Origin of the sequence: Streptomyces sp. NPDC015220, from assembly GCF_043079345.1 — a bacterium.
Lineage (GTDB): Bacteria > Actinomycetota > Actinomycetes > Streptomycetales > Streptomycetaceae > Streptomyces.
In genome coordinates this window covers 476,069-495,948 of the sequence record NZ_JBIBUK010000002.1, presented here as the reverse complement: position 1 = coordinate 495,948, position 19,880 = coordinate 476,069, and the positions used below count along the sequence as shown (strand labels likewise).

The following is a 19,880-nucleotide window of genomic DNA, read 5'->3' as shown; positions in this document are numbered from 1 at the left end:
CTAACTTGCGGCGCATGTTCTTCACCTACCTGAGGCGCGAACTGCGCCGCCGTAGAAAGGCGGCCCTCGTCGTCGCCTCCGGACTCGCGCTGGGCATCGCCCTGGTCATCGTGGTCACCTCCGTGTCCAACGGCATGGGCAAGGCGCAGGACAAGGTCCTCCAGTCGCTGTACGGGCTGGGCACGGACATGACCGTCACCAAGGCAGCCACGCCGACGTCCGGCGAGTCGCAGCGCCCGCGCTTCCAGTTCGACGCACGGGGAAGCGACGACAAGTCGACCCAGAGCACCGACCGCGTCCGGGTGCAGGGCTTCACCACCCTGTCCGCCGGGACGGTCACCGAGGTCGCGGGCCAGAAGGGCGTCTCCTCGGCCGTCGGCGGGCTCAGCCTCAGCGTGGTGAAGGTCAGCGGCCAGTTCACCCGCGGCCAGTTCCAGCAGCAGAACGGCGGCAGCGGCGGGGAGGGCCGGGGACCCGGCGCCCCGTCCGCCCCGCAGGGCAGCGTCCAGGGCGGCGGCGCGAACTTCGACGTCAACCAGTACACCGTCTACGGCACCGACGTCACCAAGCCCGCGCTCGGCCCGCTGACCTCTTCGGAGATCACCAGCGGCCGTACCTTCAGGACGACCGAGACCAACGCCGAGGTCGCCGTCGCCGACTCCGCCTACGCCAAGGAGAAGAAGCTCAAGACCGGCAGCACGGTCACCATCAAGAGCGTCAAGTTCCAGGTGATCGGCATCGCGACGGCGAACAGCGGTGACGCGGCGGCCAACCTCTACGTCCCGCTGAAGCAGGCGCAGACGCTCAGCGACAACAAGGACAAGGTCACCACGATCTACGTCAAGGCGGCCGGCTCCCAGCAGATCGACACCGTCAAGAGCGCCATCCAGAAGAACGTCTCGGGCACCACGGTCACCACCTCCGCCGACCTGGCGAAGACCGTCTCCGGTTCGCTGTCCACCGCCTCCAGCCTGGCCACCAACGTCGGCAAGTGGCTGTCGATCGCGGTGCTGGTGGCAGCGTTCCTGGTCGCCGGACTGCTCACCTCCTCGGCTGTCTCGCGCCGGGTGCGCGAGTTCGGCACGCTGAAGGCGCTGGGCTGGAAGTCGGGCCGGGTGACCCGGCAGGTGGTCGGTGAAGCCGTCGTCAACGGCCTGGTCGGCGGTGTCCTCGGCATCGCGCTCGGCCTGGCGGGCGCCTACGCGGTGAGCGCGATCAGCCCGACGCTGCAGGCGCAGGTCGGCAGCTCCGGCAGCGCGGCGGGCGGCCCCGGCGGCGGCTTCGGCGGTGGCGGCGGTGGCTTCGGCGGCCCCGGCCGGCAGGCGGCGAAGTCCCTGGAGGTCGCGCTCACCGCGCCGGTCAGCCTCACCACCATCGCCGTCGCGGTCGGCCTCGCCGTGGCCGGCGGACTGGTCGCGGGCGCCTTCGGCGGCTGGCGCGCGTCCCGGCTGCGGCCGGCGGACGCGCTGCGCCGCGTCGAGTAGCGGCCGCCGACGAGCCCGGCGGGCCGGCGGACCCGCGCCCGTCCGGCGCGTCCGCCCGCCAGACCCGCGCCCGCACGGCCCTACCCCCTCACGCATCCCAGGAGCTGCTTCACCCATGTACGAACTCAGAGGCGTCACCAAGCGCTACACCAGGGGCAAGGAGGCCGTCCACGCGCTGGACGGCATCGACCTGACCATCGGGGACGGCGACCGGCTGGTCATCCAGGGCCCCACCGGCGGCGGCAAGTCCACGCTGCTGCAGATGCTCGGCGGTCTGGACCGGCCCAGCTCCGGCGAGATCGTCCTCGACGGCACCGACCTGGCGAAACTCTCCGAGGCCAGGCTCACCAAGGTGCGCAGCGAGAACATCGGCTTCGTCTTCCAGTCCTTCAACCTGATCCCGACGCTGACGGCGCAGGAGAACGTCGAGACCGCCCTCGTCCCCCTCGGCGTCAAGACCGCCGACCGGCGCGAACGGGCCGCCGAGGCACTGAAGTCGGTCGGGCTCGGCGAACGGCTCGGCCACCTGCCCGGCGAGATGTCCGGCGGCCAGCAGCAGCGGGTCGCCATCGCCCGCGCCCTGGTCAAACAGCCCAAGGTGCTGCTCGCCGACGAACCCACCGGCAACCTGGACGAGTCGACGCGCGACGAGATCATGGACGTGCTCGAAGGCCTGTGGAAGGAGCGCGGGCTGACGTTCGTCATGGTCACCCACGACTCCGCCATCGCGAAGAAGGCCCCGCGACTGGCGACCATCCGCAAGGGCCGCATCACCGTCAAGGAGAACGCGCAGGCGTAGCGGCCGCGCACCGCGCGAAGAGGCCCGCGGCACCGCCTGTCCGCACGTTTGTGCGCAGAAAAACCCTGCCGCCGGAAGGCAGGCTCACTCCTACGCCGGAGAGCCCAGCCGTCCGGAAGGCAGGCGCACCTCCATGACGGCCAGGTGACGGGCAGCCCCGCCGCACCCGCGGCCCGTACGGACACCCGACGGGCCCCGCCGCGACGCCCGGAACGCCCGGGACGCCCGGGACGCCCGGGACGCATCCCCCGAGCTCTTCGAGCAGGGGCCCCTTACCCGCCGCACCGGCCGGAAGCCCAAGTACGTCCAGCACGAGGGCTTCCGGCCGGCGCCGCCCCGAGCCCTTCGGGCAGGGGCCGCGGAGAGCGCGCCCCGGACGCCGCTCCTTCACGGGCGGACGCCGCCTGCCGCGTCACTGGTTCCTCGCGCCCGCCCGGGTCGCGTCCACGCCCCAGCTCGCCAGCAGGCGCAGGGCGTCCGCCGAGGCGGAGTCCGGCTCGGCGTGGTAGACGACCATGGACTGCTCGGCGTCGTCGGCGATCTTGAACGACTGGTAGTGCAGGGCCAGTTCGCCGACCAGCGGGTGGCGCAGCCGTTTGACGCCGTGGCTCTTCTCCTTGACGTCGTGAGCCGCCCACAGCCGCCGGAAGTCGTCGCTCTTGACCGACAGCTCGCCCACCAGTGCCGCCAGCCGGGGATCCTCCGGGTAGCAGCCCGCCTCCATGCGCAGGGTGCACACCACGTCGATCGCCTTCTGCTCCCACTCCAGGTAGAGGTCCCGGTAGCCGGGGTCCAGGAAGACCAGCCGCGCCCAGTTCCGCTCCTGGGCGGGCAACCGGGACCAGTCGCCGAAGACCGCCGCGGCCATCCGGTTCCACGCCAGCAGCTCCGCGCGCCGTCCGACGACGTACGCGGGCACCGTGTCCATCGTCTCCAGCAACTGCCGCAGCGGCGCCCGCACCTGCTGGGTCCGCGCCGCTTGCTTCTTCTTGTGCTTGGGCTTGGCCAGGTGGGTGAGGTGCGCGTGCTCGGCGTCGGTGAGACGCAGGGCACGCGCGATGGAGTCCAGGACCTCGGCCGAGACATTTCGCCCGTTGCCCTGCTCCAGGCGCGTGTAGTACGCCACCGACACCCCGGCCAACTGCGCCAGCTCCTCGCGGCGCAGCCCCGGCACCCGGCGCTGGCGTCCGTAGTGGGCGAGCCCGACGTCCTCCGGCCGCAGCCGGGCGCGCCGGGTGCGCAGGAACTCGCTGAGTTCGGTCCGCCGGTCCAGCCCGGCGCCGACGTCCTGTGCGGCGCCCTGCGGGGCGCTGTCGGGCGGTGTGTCCATACTTCCAGTGTGCACGGTCCTACGCACAGCAGCCTGACCCCCGCAGTGGTAGGACCGGCGAACGTACGCAAAAGCGTGACCTGGGTGGATGCCGTCCGGCGGGGCACGCTGGACAACATGCCCGGCCGAACGGCGGGCGGGCACGACCAACCGCTAGGAGATCCCCGGCATGACCACCGTCGCCGCCTACGCCGCACCGGCCGCGAAGGCTCCGCTGGAGCGCACCACCATCGAGCGCCGCGAGGTCGGCGAATTCGACGTGCTGATCGACGTCAAGTACGCCGGCATCTGCCACTCCGACATCCACCAGGCCCGCGAGGGCTGGGGGCGGGCGATGTTCCCGATGGTCCCCGGCCACGAGATCGCGGGTGTCGTCTCCGAGGTCGGCGCCGGCGTCACCAAGTACGCCGTCGGCGACCGGGTGGGCGTCGGCTGCATGGTCGACTCCTGCCGCGAGTGCGGCAACTGCAAGGACGGCCTGGAGCAGTACTGCGAACGGCGTCCGACCTGGACGTACAACTCCGTCGGCAAGGACGGCGAGCCGACCCACGGCGGCTACTCCCAGAAGATCGTCGTCGACGAGAACTACGTCGTCCGCATCCCCGACGGCCTGGCCCTGGACGTGGCCGCCCCGCTGCTCTGCGCCGGCATCACCACCTACTCCCCGCTCAAGTACTGGAACGCCGGCCCCGGCAAGAAGGTCGCCGTCGTGGGCTTCGGCGGCCTCGGCCACATGGGCGTCAAGATCGCGCACGCGCTCGGCGCGGAGGTGACCGTTCTCTCCCAGTCCCTTCGCAAGCGCGACGACGGCCTGCGCCTGGGCGCCGACCACTACTACGCGACCAGCGACCCGAAGACCTTCGAGGACCTGCGGGACACCTTCGACATCATCCTCAACACGGTCTCCGCCCCGCTCGACTTCACCGCGTTCCTGTCCCTGCTGCGCACGGGCGGAGCGATGGTGAACGTCGGCCTCCCCGAGGAGCCGATCCAGATCCCGCTCTCCTCGGTGTTCGGCAACCGCCGCAGCCTGACCAGCTCCAACATCGGCGGTATCGCCGAGACGCAGGAGATGCTGGACTTCTGCGCCGAGCACGGCCTCGGCGCCGAGATCGAGCTGATCGACGCGGACCGGATCAACGAGGCGTACGAGCGGGTCCTGGCCAGCGACGTGCGCTACCGCTTCGTGATCGACGCGGCGACGATCTGACCCCGCCAGACGGCCCGCCCCGGCCCGCCCTCGTCGGCCGGCGCCGACCACGGCCCCGGCCCTCGCCCACGGCCCCGGCCCTCGCCCACGGCCCGGGTCCGCCCCGACCCGGTCCGCCCACGGGCCCCGGCCCGGCCGCCGGCGCCCGGCGGGCGTGACTACCGTCACACGACCGGTCACCGTCCTGGACCTACGATCACACGTGGCCGAGCAGGACCGTATCCGTCCGGCCCCGGCGACGCGGGCGCACGACGTACGCCCGTCGACGCGCGACCGCCGAGGGGCGAGAGCGACGGGCGAGCAACCATGGGGGCGCCGTGCGCTATGCCGAAGGACCGCGGGTGAGCTGTGACGTGTACGTCGAGGCGGCTCCGGCACTGGTCTGGGACCTGGTCACCGACATCGGCCTGCCCGCTCGGCTCAGCCCCGAACTCCAGCGCGCGGAGTGGCTCGCCGGCGCGGTCGCGCCCGCGCTGGGCGCGAGCTTCGTCGGCTACAACAGCCATCCGATGAACGGCGAGTGGCGCACCGTCTCGCACATCGTCGAACTGGAGGAACGGCGGGTCTTCGGATGGGCCGTCGTCGATCCGGACGGCCGGTACGGGGACGACGCCCCGGACCCCGCCAGGCCGCTGGCCACCTGGCGTTTCGAACTGGATCCGGAGCGGACCGGGACCCGGCTGCGGCAGTCCGTCCGGATCGGGCCCGGCCGCTCCGGGCTCAGCCTGGTGATCGACCGGATGCCCGACCGGGAGGAGGCGATCGTCGCCTTCCGGGTCGGCGAACTCCGTACCAACATCGAGGCCACCCTGAAGGGGATCAGGACCCTGGCGGAGGAGTGATCCCGGCGTAGTTCCGCGGTGCCCGCGTCGGCCATGCCGTGACCGGTCCGCCGAGCACCGCGCGGTTCCGCGGTGCCCGGCGCGCCGACGGCAGTCGGTGGACGACCCGTCGGGGACCTCGCTGTCGACGGGTCCCACGAGTGCTCTGGCTGCCAGAGTGCTCTGGCAGCCCGCACGGCTGCCGGATACCGTTGCGCACGGGCTCGGCGACTGGAGAGCCGGTATTTCGGATCTTCCGGGGGGACCATGGATCCGTTGGCAGTGGTCGGCGCGGGCAGAGCCGCGGCCGGAAGGCGGTTCGCCTTCTACATCTCCGTACAGCTGTGCTCGGTCATGGTGCCCGGCCTCGTCGCCGTGACCAGCCTGGCCGTGCTCATGCTGCACGCCCGGCACCCCCGCGACCTCGGCCCGGCCCTCGGCGACGCGGCGCGTGCCCTGCACGGTCCGGCCTTGATCGTCGTCGACGTCTCCTGGCTGGCCGCCGCCTACGTACTCGGATACGTCGGCCGGGAACTGGCGTTCCGTCTGCTCGGCCTGGTCGAGTGGCTCGGCGCGCGCCGGTCCTCGCCGGACACGTTGTACAGAGAACTGGAGGCCGCCTACGGGCCGGAGGCGCTGGGCCGCTGCCTCGCCACGCATCCCCTGCTGGGACGCCTCCTGGGCACGGCCGGCAACGCCTCCAGGCGCTTCCAGACCATGCGGCAGCCGGGCGGCGCGCTGCGTGCCGGCAACGCCTACGAGGCGTTCGTGTACGCCAAGTTCTGGCTGCGCGAGCACAGCCCCTCACTCGCCCCGGACGCGACCGAGGCGGAGATCAACGTCCTGCTGTCCACGCTCCTGCCCGGCATCCTCGGCACCTGGGCCCTGATCGCCGTCGCACCCCTGGGCACCGTGGCCGCGACAGTGACGGCGATCGTCGCGGCGGCCGTCTCGGTCCTGACCTTCGCCCAGGTGGTACGCCTGCGCCGGACCGAATGCTGGGAGGCGCTGCGCAACCTCCTGGAGGACCACGAGATGCGCCTGGCCGTCGCGCGTCTGCCGGTCACCCCCTTCACCGCCGGCGCCGGTGGCCCCGGGGATTCCCCGGGGTCCGGCGAGGCTCAGGCGAGCGGCGCGGCGTAGTGCCGCAGATCGGGCAGGATGCCCTCGCACACCGGCCCGGCCAGTGACCACAGCGTCAGGCGGAGGGCCCGGCCGGCCCGGTGGGCGGCCACCGCGCGGTGGTTCCCGTCGAGCAGGAGGTACCGGGCCTCGTCCACCCTGTAGGCGGGGAGCGTGAGCGGCAAGGGGCCGGCTCCTTCCGCGAAGGCCCGAGCCAGCGCGGAGACGGCGCCCTCGCGCTCCCCGGGCCAGTCGGGCAGCGCCCGGTCCGCCGCTTCGACCCGCAACGGCCGGCTGCCGGGAGCACCCCAACTGCCCTCGCCGCCCGCGGGGTCGACGTACCAGACGGTGAACAGCTCCGCCAGCCGCTGCCCGGCCGTGTCCCGGCTCAGGGTCTCCACCCGGACGCCCGCCCGGACTTCGGCCAGGCGCCTCCAGTCGAGCCGCGCCCGGATGTCCGCACGGAACCGCGCGGCGAAGTCTTCGAGATCCATCGGCGAGCACCCCTCCCCGGCGGCACGACGCCTGTGCCCGCCTCCCGCGCTTCCGTGGCCGTCGCCAGGATGCACCAAGCCGCCGGCCGCCCACTACCGCGGCCGCGGCCGACGCCAGGTGGGGCCAACCCCCGTCGAAGACGCCGGTCCACCGCAGTGCACAGGCCCCTGTGCACAGACGACTGTGTACGCATGCCACAGGAACCCGGCACTCCCGGACCACACGCGCCCGCCGGGCAGGCCCCGGCGCTGCCGCCCGACCCGGTCGAACTCTCCGACCTCGCCACCCTGAAGGCGCTCGCGCATCCGCGTCGGCAGCGCGTGCTGCAGCACCTCACCCTGCGAGGCCCCGCGACCTCCGCGACGCTCGCCCGGGCGCTGGGGCTGAACACCGGCTCCACCAGCTACCACCTGCGGGAACTCGCGCGACACGGCTTCGTCGAGGAGACGGCGGAGGCGCGGGGTACGAAGGAGGCGGGCGGGGCCACCGGCCGGGAGCGGTGGTGGCGGGCGGTCCCGGGTGACCGGCGGTTCCCGCCGCGCAGCCGGCAGAGCCCTGGGACTCGGCTCGTCATGGACGAGCTCACCCGCCACGCCTACGCGGCCGACCTGCAACTCTTCGAGCAGGTTCAGCGGGACACCGCCGACGACGATCCCTGGGCGGACGCCTTCCCGTACTCACGCGGCAGCATGCGGCTGACGCTGCCCGAACTGCGCGCGTTCTTCGAGGAGTACATCGCCCTGCTCAACCGCTACAAGCGCCCCGAGGACGACACCCCGTCCGGCGCGCGCACCGTGCTCACCCGAATGCTCGCCTTCCCCGCGCCCGCCGTCGACGGCCGCGACGGCCGAGACCCCCGTGCCGCGCACACCACGAATCCGCCCACCGCGAAGAGGACCGAACCCTCATGATGCTGCGCTACGCCCTGAAGTCGGTCCGTGCCCGCAAGGCCGGATTCCTCGGTGCCTTCCTCGCTCTGATGTGCGCGGCGGCGCTGATCACCGCCTGCGGCACCCTCTTGGAGACGGGCCTGCGCGGGACCATCCGCACCGAGCGCTACGCCGCCGCCCCCGTCGTGGTCTCGGCCGACCAGAGCGTCCACCGGACCACCGTCGAACACAAGAAGGGCAAGACCAAGACCAAGCACAAGGCGAAGCCCCTCGCCGAGCGCGCCTGGCTCCCGCGGAGTCTGCGAGGCACCCTCGCGCACGTCCCGGGCGTCGCCCGGGTCGTGCCCGAACTTACCTTCCTCGCACAGCCGTTGGCGCCGGGTGGGACGGGCGACCGTACCGCCTACGGGCATGCCTGGGACTCCGCCGCCCTCACGCCCTACAGGCTGACCGCGGGCAGCGCACCGAAGGCCGCGACCGACCTCGTCGTGGACTCCTGGCTCGCCGGGCGGGCGCACCTGGAGGTCGGCGATCGGCTCACCGTCCAGTCGACGCAGGCACCGCGCGGCTACCGCATCTCCGGGATCGCCACGCCTCCCGCGGACGTACGGCACCAGACGTCGCTGTTCTTCTCCACGGCGGAAGCACGCAGGCTGGCCGCGCACCCCGGCAAGGTCACCGCGTTCGGCGTGCTCCCCGAGCGGGGCACGGACACCGGACGGCTGCGCCAAGCCGTGGCGGAGGCGCTGCGTGGCACCGACGCGCAGGTCGGCAGCGGGGACGCCCGCGGGACCGCGGAGTTCCCGGACGCCGCCGCGGCCCGCACCAAGCTGGTCAGCATCGGCGGTGCCATGGGCGGCACCTCGCTGCTCGTGGCGGTGCTCGTGGTCGTCGGCACCTTCGCCCTGACCGCGCGGCAGCGGTACCGTGAACTCGCCCTGCTCCGCGCCATCGCCGCCGACTCAGGACAGATCCGTGGTCTCCTGGGCCGTGAGGCGCTGATCGTCGGCGCGGTCGCCGGCATCGCGGGCGCCCTGCTCGGTCTGCCCCTGGGCGGCTGGCTGCACAGCAGGTTCGTCTCCATGGGAGCCGTCCCCGCGACACTCCAGCACAGCGTCGGCGTCTTCCCCGCGTTCGCCGGCGTCATCGCGACCCTGGCCGGAGCCTGGGCCTCCGCCCGGGTCGCTTCCCGCCGGGTCGCCCGGATACGTCCGGCCGAGGCGCTCGCCGAGTCCCACACCGAGCCCGCGCGGCCTCCGTGGGGACGTGTCCTCGCGGGGCTCCTCCTGCTGGCCGGCGGCACGGTCCTCGTCCTCGTACTCACCTCCCTGCGTACCGAGCCGGCCTCGACCCCCGTCACCTTCCTGGCTGTCGTCGTCCTTTCCACCTCCGTCGCCCTGCTGGGGCCGCTCCTGGTGAAGGCGGCCATGCTGCTGCTCGGCGGTCCGCTGCGACTCACCGGACCGGGCAGCCGGCTGGCCACGGCCAACCTGCGCGGCAACGCCGCCCGTATGGCTTCCGTCGTCACCCCTCTCACCCTCCTCGTCGGCATGACCTGCACCGTCCTGTTCGTCCAGCCCACCCTCGGCGACGCCGCCCGCGCCCAGGCCCGCGAGGGCGTGCGCGCCGACTGGGTCGTCGTCCCGGCCGGACCGGGCGTCCCGGCCGAGGCTGCCCGGGAGCTCCGCGCGCACCACGACGTGGCCACCGAGGTGGTGCGCACGACCGTCCGGGTCGGCCTCGACAAGTACGCGGCGCAGGGCGTCACCCCCGTCGGGCTCACCCGCACCTGGGACCCGGGCGTCACCGCGGGCTCGCTCGACCGGCTCACCGACCGCACCGTGGCCGTGAGCGAACTGGCCGCCGACCAGCTCCACCTGAAGCCCGGCAGCACCCTGAAGCTCACGCTCGGCGACGGCACGCCGGCCACGCTGACCGTCGCCGCCGTCTACGCCAAGGGGCTCGGCTTCGGAGACCTCACCCTCACGCACGACCTGGTCGCCCGCCACGTCGACAATCCCCTCGCCACCTCCGTCCTCCTCAGCACGACCCGTACGCGGACGCAGATCGCGATGGCGCTCCGTGACGTCCCCGGCGTCCGTGTCGTCTCCCCGCAGACCGCCGACCACCTCCAGGCAGAGCAGCAGCAGGCGAACGCGGAGGTCAACTACCTCGCCATGGGACTGGTCCTGGCCTTCACCGCCATCGCCGTCGTCAACACGCTCGCCATGTCGGTCTCCGAACGAGTCCGTGAGTTCGCGCTGCTCCGACTCGCGGGGGCCACACGCCGACAGGTGCTGCGCATGCTGCGCACCGAGGCGCTGTCGGTGCTGCTCCTCGCCACCGTGCTCGGCAGCGGCATCGCCCTCGCGGTCCTGACCGCGTTCAGCGTCGGCATGACCGGCCGCGCTGCCCCGGCCGTCACTCCGCTGCTGTACGTCGCCGTCGTGGCCGTCGCCGGACTCCTCGCCCTCGTCGCCACCGCCCTGCCAGGACGCGCGGCACTCCGGGTACGCGCGGTGACGGTGGCCACCGCCAAGGACTAGCGCCGGGAAGCTGACGGGCGGACACCGCGCACGCATGGTCCTCGGCGTGCCACGAGGTGGTACGCCGAGGGGTGCTCGTCGGCGCACACGCATGGTCGGCTCGCGAGTCGGAGGGATCCCCTACGAGCGCGGTCGCCTCCCGTGGCCACGCTCGCTTCCGGCGAGCGGCACGTTCTCACCCTCGGTCATCGGCTGGAGTCGGAGAACATCCGCGGTCAGCTTCTGGTGGAGGCTCTGGCGGGCCGCTCGGTTGATGACGGTGTCCACCCGGTCGTGGCGTTCGACCGACCCCGTGGAGTGCGTCTCTCAGGACGCCCCGGATCTTCAGGTTCCGCTCGGGTAGCGGCCCGCCCTCCTCCTCAGGCGTACCCACGGCCTGCCTGCCCGTGGCCTCCGGTGCCGCGGCGGTACCCGGCGGGCCAGGACGCCCCCTGGGGGTCGTCTCACAGGGGTGCCGTTCCTCGTGGTGGCAGGGAGTATCGACCGCGGGGCGGGCCGGGCGGCGCGGAATCGTCCGGCGCCCTCCCGTGTTGAGGACACTGGGCATGGGATGCCGGTGGTGTGTGAGCCGAGCAGCCCGAATGGCCGAGCTGACAGAATTGGAGGGGCCGTAATGGCTGCGCAGACGCAGAGGGCCGTGCTGGCTGGGGGATGCTTCTGGGGGATGGAGGAGCTGATCCGCCGACTCCCGGGCGTGACGGCGACCCGGGTCGGATACACGGGGGGTGACGTGCCCAACGCGACGTACCGTAACCACGGCACGCACGCGGAGGCCATCGAGATCCTCTTCGACCCCACGAAGACGGACTTCCGCGCGATCCTGGAGTTCTTCTTCCAGATCCACGACCCGAGCACCAAGAACCGCCAGGGCAATGACATCGGCCTCAGCTACCGCTCGGCGATCTACTACGTGGACGACGAGCAGAAGCGGATCGCCGAGGACACGATCGCCGATGTGGACGCCTCCGGACTGTGGCCCGGCAAGGTCGTCACCGAGGTGGAGCCGGTCGGCCCCTTCTGGGAGGCCGAGCCCGAGCACCAGGACTACCTCCAGCGCTACCCGAACGGCTACACCTGCCACTTCCCGCGTCCGGGATGGCGGCTGCCCGCCCGTACGGAGGGCTGACCACGAGGCGGGCCGGCGGAAGGTGGAGCCGGTTAGCCGAGGTGCCCGGCGGTCCCGGCGTCCTCGCCGCGGGGCGAAGACGACGTCGGGAAGCGTGCGCCTCGGCCGACGGCGCCGTGCCCCCGGCCCGGAGGCCGCGTTCGATTCCGGTCGTCTCCCCGGCCCCCCGGAGCCCTCGCCGACCCCCGTCGGCCGGAATCGTCAGTGCGGCAGGGTCGCCGGGCTGCCGCCGTTCGCCTCGTAGCCCGCCACCGCCAGGGCCCGGTAGACGGCGAACTCCGCCGCCGGGTCAGCGGCCAGCGTCCAGGGCAGGGCACCCACGTGGCCGTCGACGTGCACGAGCTGGTTCATCGCCTCGGCCCAGCGCTCGGAGCGGACCAGGAAGAAGACCAGCAGGTGGCGGACGTGCGCCAGCATCGGGTCGCCGGGGCGGGCCGAGTGCACCGCGAAGAGCGCGCCGTGCACCGCCTTGGAGACGACCTCGCTCTGGTAGAAGCCGCGGACCAGGTTGACCTCGGGAAGGTGCTCGAAGACCGCGAACAGCGGCATGGCCGCCAGCAGCGAGCCCCGGGGCCCCCGGGCGGCCGCGGCCTCCGCGAAGGCCATCGCGAGCTCACGCGAGCCGTGCCACTTCTCGCACCAGTAGTGCAGGGCCGCCAGGTGCGCCCCCATGTGGGCCGGCGCCCGGTCGAGGACCTTCAGCCAGAGCTGCTCGAACTCCTCCCGCGAGTACGCCAGTCCGCGTGCCACCGACAGTTCGACGATGTACGGGATCGGGTCGCCGGGCGCCAGCAGGGCGGCCTGGCCGCACGTCTCCCTGGCCTCCTCCATGATGATCCGGAACTCGTCCGTCCCCGGCGTCGACGTCCGCCACGCCTGCTGGACCAGGAACTCGGCGTGCACCGCCGCGCCGCCCGGGTCCTTGGGCGCCTCGGCCCGCCACACCCGCAGCCACTGGCCACCGGGTGTCTCGTGTATGCCGCCCGGCCGCTGCTGGAGCTCCAGCGACGCGGCGCCGGCGAAGGCCTGCACGCGCTGCCAGCGCAGCTCACCCTTCGTCTCGGTGCCCGCCAGCAGTTGCGAGGCCGCGCGGTAGTCCTGCGTGCGCTGCACCAGGTCGAGCACATCCAGCAGGTCCTGGTCGGGGCCGGGCATGCGGACGTCCAGCTCTTCCTCCTGGGCGAATCCGTAGTCCGCCGGGTCCGCGGCGTCCGGGTGCCCGGGCGGTACCTGCTCGATGGCACCACGCCTGCGCCTCAGGAACGGAAGCAGCACGAAGCCCAGCATGACCAGCGCCATCAGGACCCAGAGAATCTCCATGCCTCAAGCGAACCAGACCGCGCCGACAATTGGCCAACCCGTGCCGCCGGCCTGTGGACAACCCGGCACCGCGGGCGGCTCGGCCACCGCGTCGGCAGGCGCGGGCACCCACCCCGGCGCCCGCGCCGCGGTCCGCACCCGCCCGCGACCGCGGCGGGCGCTCGTGGCCGGCGACCGCACCGGCGTCGGCGACCGCACCGGCACCGGAACCGCTGCCACCGGATCGGCACGGTCAGTCGTCCGCCGCGGGCCCCCTCGGCGCACTACGCTCGGGCGCATGAGTGACAGGCATATCAGTCAGCACTTCGAGACCCTCGCGATCCACGCGGGCAACACCGCCGATCCGCTCACCGGCGCGGTCGTCCCGCCGATCTACCAGGTCTCGACCTACAAGCAGGACGGCGTGGGCGGTCTGCGCGGCGGCTACGAGTACAGCCGCAGCGCCAACCCGACCCGGACCGCACTGGAAGAGAACCTCGCCGCCCTGGAGGGCGGCCGCCGCGGGCTCGCGTTCGCGTCCGGACTGGCGGCCGAGGACTGCCTGTTGCGTACGCTGCTCGTTCCCGGCGACCACGTCGTCATCCCCAACGACGCCTACGGCGGCACGTTCCGCCTGTTCGCCAAGGTCGTCTCCCGGTGGGGCGTGGACTGGTCGGTCGCCGACACCGCCGACCCGTCCGCCGTACGGGACGCGATCACGCCCAAGACCAAGCTGGTGTGGGTGGAGACCCCCTCCAACCCGCTGCTCGGCATCACCGACATCGCCGCCGTCGCCCAGGTCGCCCGGGACGCCGGCGCACGGCTCGTCGTCGACAACACCTTCGCCACGCCGTACCTGCAGCAGCCGCTCGCGCTCGGCGCCGACATCGTCGTGCACTCGCTGACCAAGTACATGGGCGGCCACTCGGACGTCGTCGGCGGCGCGCTGATCGTGAGCGACGCCGCGCTGGGCGACGAACTGGCGTACCACCAGAACGCCATGGGCGCCGTCGCCGGCCCCTTCGACTCCTGGCTGGTGCTGCGCGGCAGCAAGACCCTCGCGGTGCGCATGGACCGGCACAGCGAGAACGCCACGAAGGTCGCCGACATGCTGACCCGGCACGCGCGTGTGACGAGCGTGCTCTACCCGGGGCTGCCGGACCACCCCGGACACGAGGTCGCGGCCAAGCAGATGAAGGCGTTCGGCGGCATGGTCTCCTTCCGCGTCGAGGGCGGCGAGGAGGCGGCCGTCGAGGTCTGCAACCGCGCCAAGGTGTTCACGCTCGGTGAGTCGCTGGGCGGCGTCGAGTCCCTGATCGAGCACCCCGGCCGCATGACGCACGCCTCCGCGGCGGGTTCCGCCCTGGAGGTCCCCGCCGACCTGGTCCGCCTCTCCGTCGGCATCGAGAACGTCGACGACCTGCTGGAGGACCTGAAGCAGGCCCTCGGCTAGCTGTTCTGTCCGGGGCCCTTGGTCCCGCGGGGCGAGGGCGGCCTCACCAGCCGCTCACGGGCGGAGTCGTCTGCGACGGCGGCTCCGCCCAGGGCCGTACGGTCAGTGCCCACACGGCGAACGCGGCGACCGCGGTGAGCAGCACCAGCCACAGCGTGCGGCGGGCCAGCGCGCGGCGGCGCCGCATCCGGTTCCCGTGGCGCACCGCGTCGCCGTACAGCTCGGCGGGCACCCGCGGCGGCGGCTGCGCCAGGAGCCGCCGCGCCGCCGACTCACGTGCCGCCCTGTTCATCCGCGCCTCCGCCCGGCCGACTCACGCCCCGCCCCGTCCATCAGCGTCTCCGCCCGGCCGACTCACGCCCCGCCCCGTCCATCAGCGTCTCCGCTCGTCCGGCCGTCCCCGCCGCGGCCGATCGCGGCGGACGTCGTCCGGGCCGGTCCTCGCGGCGGATGGTGCGTGAGCGCGGCGACCGCGCGGTCGCTGATGACGCGGACGCGTTCCGCGGGCAGTCCGAGCAGGGCCGCCGCCTGTTCCTCGGCCACTCCCTCGTACAACCCGAGGACGACGATCAGACGCTCCTGGGGGGTGAGGGCGGCCAGGGCGCCGGGAAGCAGGGGTCGGGCGCGGCCCGGGACCGCGCGGCTGCGCCAGGCCTCGCGGGCGAAGCGGACGGCCAGGTGCCGCCGTGCCCGCTCGTAGGGGTCGTCGCCGCGCAGCCGGTCCCAGCAGGCGTAGGTGTGCGCGAGGGCCAGGGTCAGCAGGCGCCGCGCGCGCGGGTTGTCGTCCGGTGCCTCAGCGGTGAGCAGTGTCGCGGCGTGCAGCAGCCGCCCGGCCGCGCCCGCGACGAACGACTCGAACTCCGGGGCCCGGCGGGCGCCTTCGGACGCCTGCCGTTCTCGCACCGCGCCTCCCGCCGGGGGCGATCGTTGAGGGAGCGGGACCCGCACCGCGTACGCGGTGCGGAGCCGAGTGCGGCGCGGGCCCGCTCCCATATCAGGGCAGCGGCGGCCCGCCGGTCAAGGGTCGGGTACGCGGCTCAGGACGCCCGGCCCGTCCCGGTCGCCGGCTCCGTCCCCGGTCCGGTCTCCGCCACCGGCCCGCCCGGGGACGTCTGGCGGGCCGACAAGGCGTGGTTGAAGCGGGTCAGGAGGGAGCAGAAGGCCTCCCGCTCGGCCGGCGCCCAGTCGTGCGTCAGTTCGGCCATCAGCCGGCGCCTGGACGAGCGCACCTCCGCCAGCCTCGACAGTCCGCGCGGGGACAGTTGGAGTACCACGGCCCGCCCGTCCTCGGGGTGCGAGGTGCGCTTGACGAGCCCGGTGTCGACCAGCGGGGCCACCTGCCGGGTGACGGTGGAGGAGTCGATGCCCATGCTCGCGGCGAGCGCCTTCACGCCCATCGGTCCCTCCTGGTCCAGCCGGTTGAGCAGCAGGTACGCGGCACGGTCCATGGAGTTGCGCACCTGCCCGACCCCGCCGAGACGGGTCTGTTCCGCACGGCGGGCGAACAGGGCCACCTCGTGCTGGAGCGTGTCGAGAAGACCGGGGTCACCGACGGTCGTCATGTCCATCGACATTTCAGGTGTTGTGGGCATGGCCGGGGGCTCACTTCTGAAGGGGTGCTGGGTTGGGGGACAGGGTACGCGGCCGGGCGGCAGGTCGTACCGGCGCTTCGCGAACCGGTCCCAGAGCTTGGTCACACAAGCGCCGCGGACCCGTGGACTGCGACACTTGAGACATGAACCACCGCACGGCCGACCTCTTCCCGCACGTCACCCCGGACGACGTGCGCGGCGCCCAGAAGATGCTCTCGGGGGTGGCGCGGATGACCGCGATGGAGAGCAGCAGGCACCTGTCCCAGCTGGTGGGCGCGCCGGTGCTCCTGAAGTGCGAGAACCTCCAGCGGACCGGTTCGTTCAAGCTGCGCGGCGCCTACGTCCGCATCGCCGGCCTGCTGCCCGAGGAGCGCGCCGCCGGTGTGGTGGCCGCGAGCGCGGGCAATCACGCGCAGGGCGTCGCGCTGGCGTCGGCGCTGCTCGGGGTGCACGCCACGGTGTTCATGCCGAAGGGCGCCCCACTGCCGAAGATCAGCGCGACCGAGGACTACGGCGCCGAGGTGCGCCTGTACGGCCAGGTGGTCGACGAGACGCTGGCCGCCGCGCAGGAGTACGCGGCGCGGACCGGCGCGGTGTTCATCCACCCGTTCGACCATCCCGACGTCATCGCGGGTCAGGGCACGGTCGGGCTGGAGATCCTGGAGCAGTGCCCGGAGGTGCGCACGATCGTCGTCGGCGTCGGCGGCGGCGGACTCGCGGCCGGCATCGCGGTCGCGGTGAAGGCGTCGCGGCCCGAGGTGCGGATCATCGGGGTGCAGGCGGAGGGTTCGGCGGCTTATCCGCCCTCGCTGGCGGCCGGGCACCCGGTGGCGATCGAGAACCCGACCACGATGGCCGACGGGATCAGGGTGGGCCGGCCCGGGGACATGCCGTTCGACATCGTCGGCGAGCTGGTGGACGAGGTGCGCACGGTCGGCGAGGACGCGCTGTCCGCCGCGCTGCTGCTGTGCCTCGAACGGGCCAAGCTGGTCGTGGAGCCGGCCGGGGCGAGCCCCGTCGCCGCGCTGCTGGACGGGGGCGCCGGTCTCGAGGGCCCGGTCGTGGCGGTGCTGTCCGGCGGCAACGTCGACCCGGTGCTGCTGCAACGCGTCCTGCGGCACGGGATGGCGGCGCAGGGCCGCTATCTGGCGGTCAGCCTGCGGCTGACGGACCGGCCGGGCGCGCTGGCCACGCTGCTCGGGGTGCTGTCGGCGGCCGACGCCAACGTTCTCGACGTGAGCCACGTACGGACCGACCCGCGGCTCGGGCTCACGGAGGCGGAGGTGGAGCTGCACCTGGAGACGAAGGGCCCGGCGCACTGCGCCGAGGTCGGCCGGGCCCTGCGGGACGCCGGGTACACCGTCATCGACTGAGCCGGCCGGGGCGGTTCGCCGGGAACCCGCGGCCGTCCGACGACTCGGGGCCGTCCGTCCGGGACCCGAGCGCGTCGGCGCGCAGCCGGCCGTGGCACCCGGGCCGTCGGGGCCGTCGGTGCGAAGACGCCTCCGGGGCTCCGGCCGGTCGGCACGGAGCCGCCCGCGGCACTTCGGCCGTCGGCCGGCGCTCGCCTCCCGAACTCCGGCCCGACGGTGGTCGGTTGCTCTTCGTCACTCGTTCGGGGAAACCCGTCGACGAACGCGATACATCGCGTTATGGTGTGTCGCGTGCCGATCCCTGGGCGGACGCGGTCCGCGCAGGGAAAGTCCAGGCGAATCACCACCACGAACCTAGGCTTTTCCGACAATCCCCCGACGACGGGAGACTCACATGCCAGGCGCCATCCATGCCGAAGGCCTGGTGAAGACCTTCGGCGACGTAAGGGCCCTGGACGGCGTCGACCTCGACGTCCCCGAGGGCACGGTGCTGGGACTGCTCGGGCCGAACGGCGCGGGCAAGACCACCACCGTGCGCTGTCTGACCACCCTGCTGCGGCCCGACAGCGGCAAGGCCGTCGTCGCCGGCATCGACGTGCTCAGGCAGCCCAACGAGGTGCGCCGCTCCATCGGCCTGTCCGGCCAGTTCGCCGCGGTCGACGAGTACCTGACCGGCCGTGAGAACCTCCGGATGGTCGGCCGGCTCTACCAGATGCGGGCCAGGGCGGCGAAGGCCCGGGCGCAGGAACTGCTGGAGCAGTTCAACCTCGCCGACGCCGCCGACCGGCCCGCGAAGACCTACTCCGGAGGCATGCGCCGCCGGCTCGACCTGGCGGCAGCGCTCGTGGTCGCCCCGCCGGTGATGTTCATGGACGAGCCGACGACCGGCCTCGACCCGCGCAACCGCCAGCAGTTGTGGGAGGTCATCAAACAACTGGTGTCCAGCGGTACGACACTGCTGCTGACCACGCAGTACCTGGAGGAGGCCGACCACCTCGCGCACGAGATAGCGGTCGTCGACCAGGGACGGGTCATCGCACGCGGCACCTCCGACGAGCTCAAGGCCCGCACCGGCGGCGAGCGGGTCGAGGTCGTGGTGCACGAGCGGGAACACATCGCCACCGCCTCGCAGGTGCTGCGCGGTTTCGGCAAGGGCGACACCACCGTCGAGGAGCACACCCGCAAGCTCACGGTGCCCGTCACCGGCGGAGCCAAGCTGCTGGCCGAGGTCATCCGCGAACTGGACACCCGTGGCATCGAGATCGACGACGTCGGGCTGCGCCGTCCCACCCTCGACGACGTCTTCCTCTCCCTGACGGGCCACACGGCCGAGGGCGGGAGCGACAGGGGTGGCGCGTCCGGCGCCGCCGAGGACAGCGGGCGCGAGAAGGAGACCGCCAAGTGAGTGCCACCAGCGACACCGCTTCGACCACCCCGCCCGGCGGCGCCCTGCCCGCCCCGCCCGGCAACGCCCTGGCCCAGTCCCTCCGCGACTCCCTGGTCGTCGCCCAGCGCAACCTGATCCGCATGACCCGGATCCCCGAGATGGTGATCTTCGGGCTGATCCAGCCCATCATGTTCGTGGTGCTGTTCACCTACGTGTTCGGCGGGTCCATGCAGATCGGCGGCACCACCGACTCCACCACGTACAAGAACTTCCTGATGGCCGGCATCTTCGCGCAGACCGTCACGTTCGCCACCGCCGGCTCCGGCGCCGGTATCGCCGACGACATGCACAAGGGCCTCATCGACCGTTTCCGCTCGCTGCCCATGGCGCGCGGCGCGGTGCTGACCGGCCGCACCTTCGCCGACCTGGTGCAGACGGCGCTGACCCTGCTCGTCCTCGCCGTCGTCGCCCTGCTGGTCGGCTGGCGCGTCGGCTCGGACTACGACACGAACGTCGGCCGGGTGGCCGCCGGCTTCGGGCTGCTGCTCCTGCTCGGCTACGCGTTCACCTGGATCGGCGCCCTGATCGGCCTGTCGGTGCGCACGCCGGAGGCAGCCACCTCCGGCGGACTGGTCTGGCTGTTCCCTGTGACGTTCATCTCGAACGCCTTCGTGGACTCCGGCAGGATGACGCCGTGGCTGCGGCACATCGCGGAGTGGAATCCGTTCAGCGCCACCGTCCAGGCGTGCCGGGTGCTGTTCGGCAACCCCGGCCAGTCGCACTCGGCGGCCTGGCCCATGCAGCACCCGGTCTGGGCCTCACTGATCTACTCGGCCCTGATCATCCTCATATTCCGCACCCTGGCGGTACGGAAGTACCGCTCGGCCACGGCATGAGCGACCGACAGGCACGGGCATGACGAAGCCCCCGGCGCTCGACTGCGGGCGCCGGGG

Annotated in this window: 18 protein-coding genes; 12 read left to right on the top strand and 6 right to left on the bottom strand. The window is 72.9% G+C overall.

The annotated features are described in order from the left end of the window. Positions 1 to 14: 14 nt before the first annotated feature. Together ACF061_RS07085 and ACF061_RS07080 are read left to right on the top strand one after the other, a co-directional pair. On the top strand, positions 15 to 1,484 hold the full coding sequence (locus ACF061_RS07085; protein ID WP_392265790.1) for an ABC transporter permease: 1,470 nt from the start codon (positions 15 to 17) through the stop codon (positions 1,482 to 1,484). A 115-nt stretch (positions 1,485 to 1,599) separates the two neighbouring features. Beyond that, a complete protein-coding gene (locus ACF061_RS07080) occupies positions 1,600 to 2,283 on the top strand; it encodes an ABC transporter ATP-binding protein (protein ID WP_392265789.1) in 684 nt (227 codons plus the stop codon). A 412-nt stretch (positions 2,284 to 2,695) separates the two neighbouring features. Here the strand turns inward: ACF061_RS07080 and ACF061_RS07075 are convergent, their stop codons facing one another. Beyond that, entirely contained in the window at positions 2,696 to 3,613 is a 918-nt protein-coding gene (locus ACF061_RS07075) for a helix-turn-helix domain-containing protein (RefSeq protein ID WP_392265788.1), read from the bottom strand. 169 nt (positions 3,614 to 3,782) lie between these two features. Between ACF061_RS07075 and ACF061_RS07070 the strand changes: the two genes are divergently transcribed. The 3 genes from ACF061_RS07070 (at position 3,783) to ACF061_RS07060 (ending at position 6,787) form a co-directional block, all read left to right on the top strand. After that, entirely contained in the window at positions 3,783 to 4,823 is a 1,041-nt protein-coding gene (locus ACF061_RS07070; protein ID WP_392265787.1) for an NAD(P)-dependent alcohol dehydrogenase, read from the top strand. Positions 4,824 to 5,164: 341 nt separating this feature from the next. Then, positions 5,165 to 5,665, top strand: coding sequence for an SRPBCC family protein (locus ACF061_RS07065; protein ID WP_392265786.1), 501 nt, complete (start codon positions 5,165 to 5,167; stop codon positions 5,663 to 5,665). Positions 5,666 to 5,911: 246 nt separating this feature from the next. Next, positions 5,912 to 6,787, top strand: coding sequence for a hypothetical protein (locus ACF061_RS07060; protein ID WP_392265785.1), 876 nt, complete (start codon positions 5,912 to 5,914; stop codon positions 6,785 to 6,787). On the opposite strand, the gene ACF061_RS07055 is transcribed toward ACF061_RS07060, so the two are convergent. Next, on the bottom strand, positions 6,766 to 7,260 hold the full coding sequence (locus ACF061_RS07055; RefSeq protein WP_392265784.1) for a hypothetical protein: 495 nt from the start codon (positions 7,258 to 7,260) through the stop codon (positions 6,766 to 6,768). The genes ACF061_RS07060 and ACF061_RS07055 overlap by 22 nt on opposite strands. A 192-nt stretch (positions 7,261 to 7,452) precedes the next feature. Here ACF061_RS07055 and ACF061_RS07050 point away from each other — a divergent pair, with 192 nt between their 5' ends. The 3 genes from ACF061_RS07050 (at position 7,453) to msrA (ending at position 11,823) form a co-directional block, all read left to right on the top strand. Beyond that, a complete protein-coding gene (locus ACF061_RS07050) occupies positions 7,453 to 8,172 on the top strand; it encodes an ArsR/SmtB family transcription factor (RefSeq protein WP_392265783.1) in 720 nt (239 codons plus the stop codon). Then, on the top strand, positions 8,169 to 10,697 hold the full coding sequence (locus ACF061_RS07045; protein ID WP_392265782.1) for an FtsX-like permease family protein: 2,529 nt from the start codon (positions 8,169 to 8,171) through the stop codon (positions 10,695 to 10,697). The genes ACF061_RS07050 and ACF061_RS07045 overlap by 4 nt, the downstream gene beginning before the upstream one ends. 613 nt (positions 10,698 to 11,310) lie before the next feature. Continuing rightward, the gene (gene msrA / locus ACF061_RS07040) at positions 11,311 to 11,823 is read left to right on the top strand and encodes a peptide-methionine (S)-S-oxide reductase MsrA (protein WP_392265781.1); all 513 of its coding nucleotides are present in this window, start codon (positions 11,311 to 11,313) and stop codon (positions 11,821 to 11,823) included. A 201-nt stretch (positions 11,824 to 12,024) separates the two neighbouring features. On the opposite strand, the gene ACF061_RS07035 is transcribed toward msrA, so the two are convergent. Beyond that, complete coding sequence (locus ACF061_RS07035) at positions 12,025 to 13,143, bottom strand: hypothetical protein (RefSeq protein WP_392265780.1); 1,119 nt, start codon at positions 13,141 to 13,143, stop codon at positions 12,025 to 12,027. A gap of 277 nt (positions 13,144 to 13,420) precedes the next feature. On the opposite strand from ACF061_RS07035, the gene ACF061_RS07030 reads away from it, so the two are divergent. Then, positions 13,421 to 14,575: a cystathionine gamma-synthase gene (locus tag ACF061_RS07030; RefSeq protein WP_392265779.1), complete on the top strand. Its 1,155-nt coding sequence runs from the start codon at positions 13,421 to 13,423 to the stop codon at positions 14,573 to 14,575. A 43-nt stretch (positions 14,576 to 14,618) separates the two neighbouring features. Here the strand turns inward: ACF061_RS07030 and ACF061_RS07025 are convergent, their stop codons facing one another. The 3 genes from ACF061_RS07025 to ACF061_RS07015 form a co-directional block, all read right to left on the bottom strand. Further along, positions 14,619 to 14,867, bottom strand: a complete 249-nt coding sequence (locus ACF061_RS07025) for a hypothetical protein (protein WP_392265778.1) — start codon at positions 14,865 to 14,867, stop codon at positions 14,619 to 14,621. A 62-nt stretch (positions 14,868 to 14,929) separates the two neighbouring features. Then, positions 14,930 to 15,478 (bottom strand): sigma factor-like helix-turn-helix DNA-binding protein, encoded by a 549-nt coding sequence (locus ACF061_RS07020; RefSeq protein ID WP_392265777.1) that lies wholly within the window; start codon positions 15,476 to 15,478, stop codon positions 14,930 to 14,932. A gap of 134 nt (positions 15,479 to 15,612) precedes the next feature. Then, the gene (locus ACF061_RS07015) at positions 15,613 to 16,143 is read right to left on the bottom strand and encodes a MarR family winged helix-turn-helix transcriptional regulator (RefSeq protein WP_392266169.1); all 531 of its coding nucleotides are present in this window, start codon (positions 16,141 to 16,143) and stop codon (positions 15,613 to 15,615) included. A 167-nt stretch (positions 16,144 to 16,310) separates the two neighbouring features. On the opposite strand from ACF061_RS07015, the gene ilvA reads away from it, so the two are divergent. The 3 genes from ilvA (at position 16,311) to ACF061_RS07000 (ending at position 19,823) form a co-directional block, all read left to right on the top strand. Beyond that, complete coding sequence (gene ilvA / locus ACF061_RS07010; protein ID WP_392265776.1) at positions 16,311 to 17,540, top strand: threonine ammonia-lyase; 1,230 nt, start codon at positions 16,311 to 16,313, stop codon at positions 17,538 to 17,540. A gap of 394 nt (positions 17,541 to 17,934) precedes the next feature. Beyond that, complete coding sequence (locus tag ACF061_RS07005) at positions 17,935 to 18,945, top strand: ATP-binding cassette domain-containing protein (protein ID WP_392265775.1); 1,011 nt, start codon at positions 17,935 to 17,937, stop codon at positions 18,943 to 18,945. Next, complete coding sequence (locus ACF061_RS07000) at positions 18,942 to 19,823, top strand: ABC transporter permease (RefSeq protein ID WP_392265774.1); 882 nt, start codon at positions 18,942 to 18,944, stop codon at positions 19,821 to 19,823. Before ACF061_RS07005 ends, ACF061_RS07000 begins: the two co-directional genes overlap by 4 nt. Positions 19,824 to 19,880: the final 57 nt, after the last annotated feature.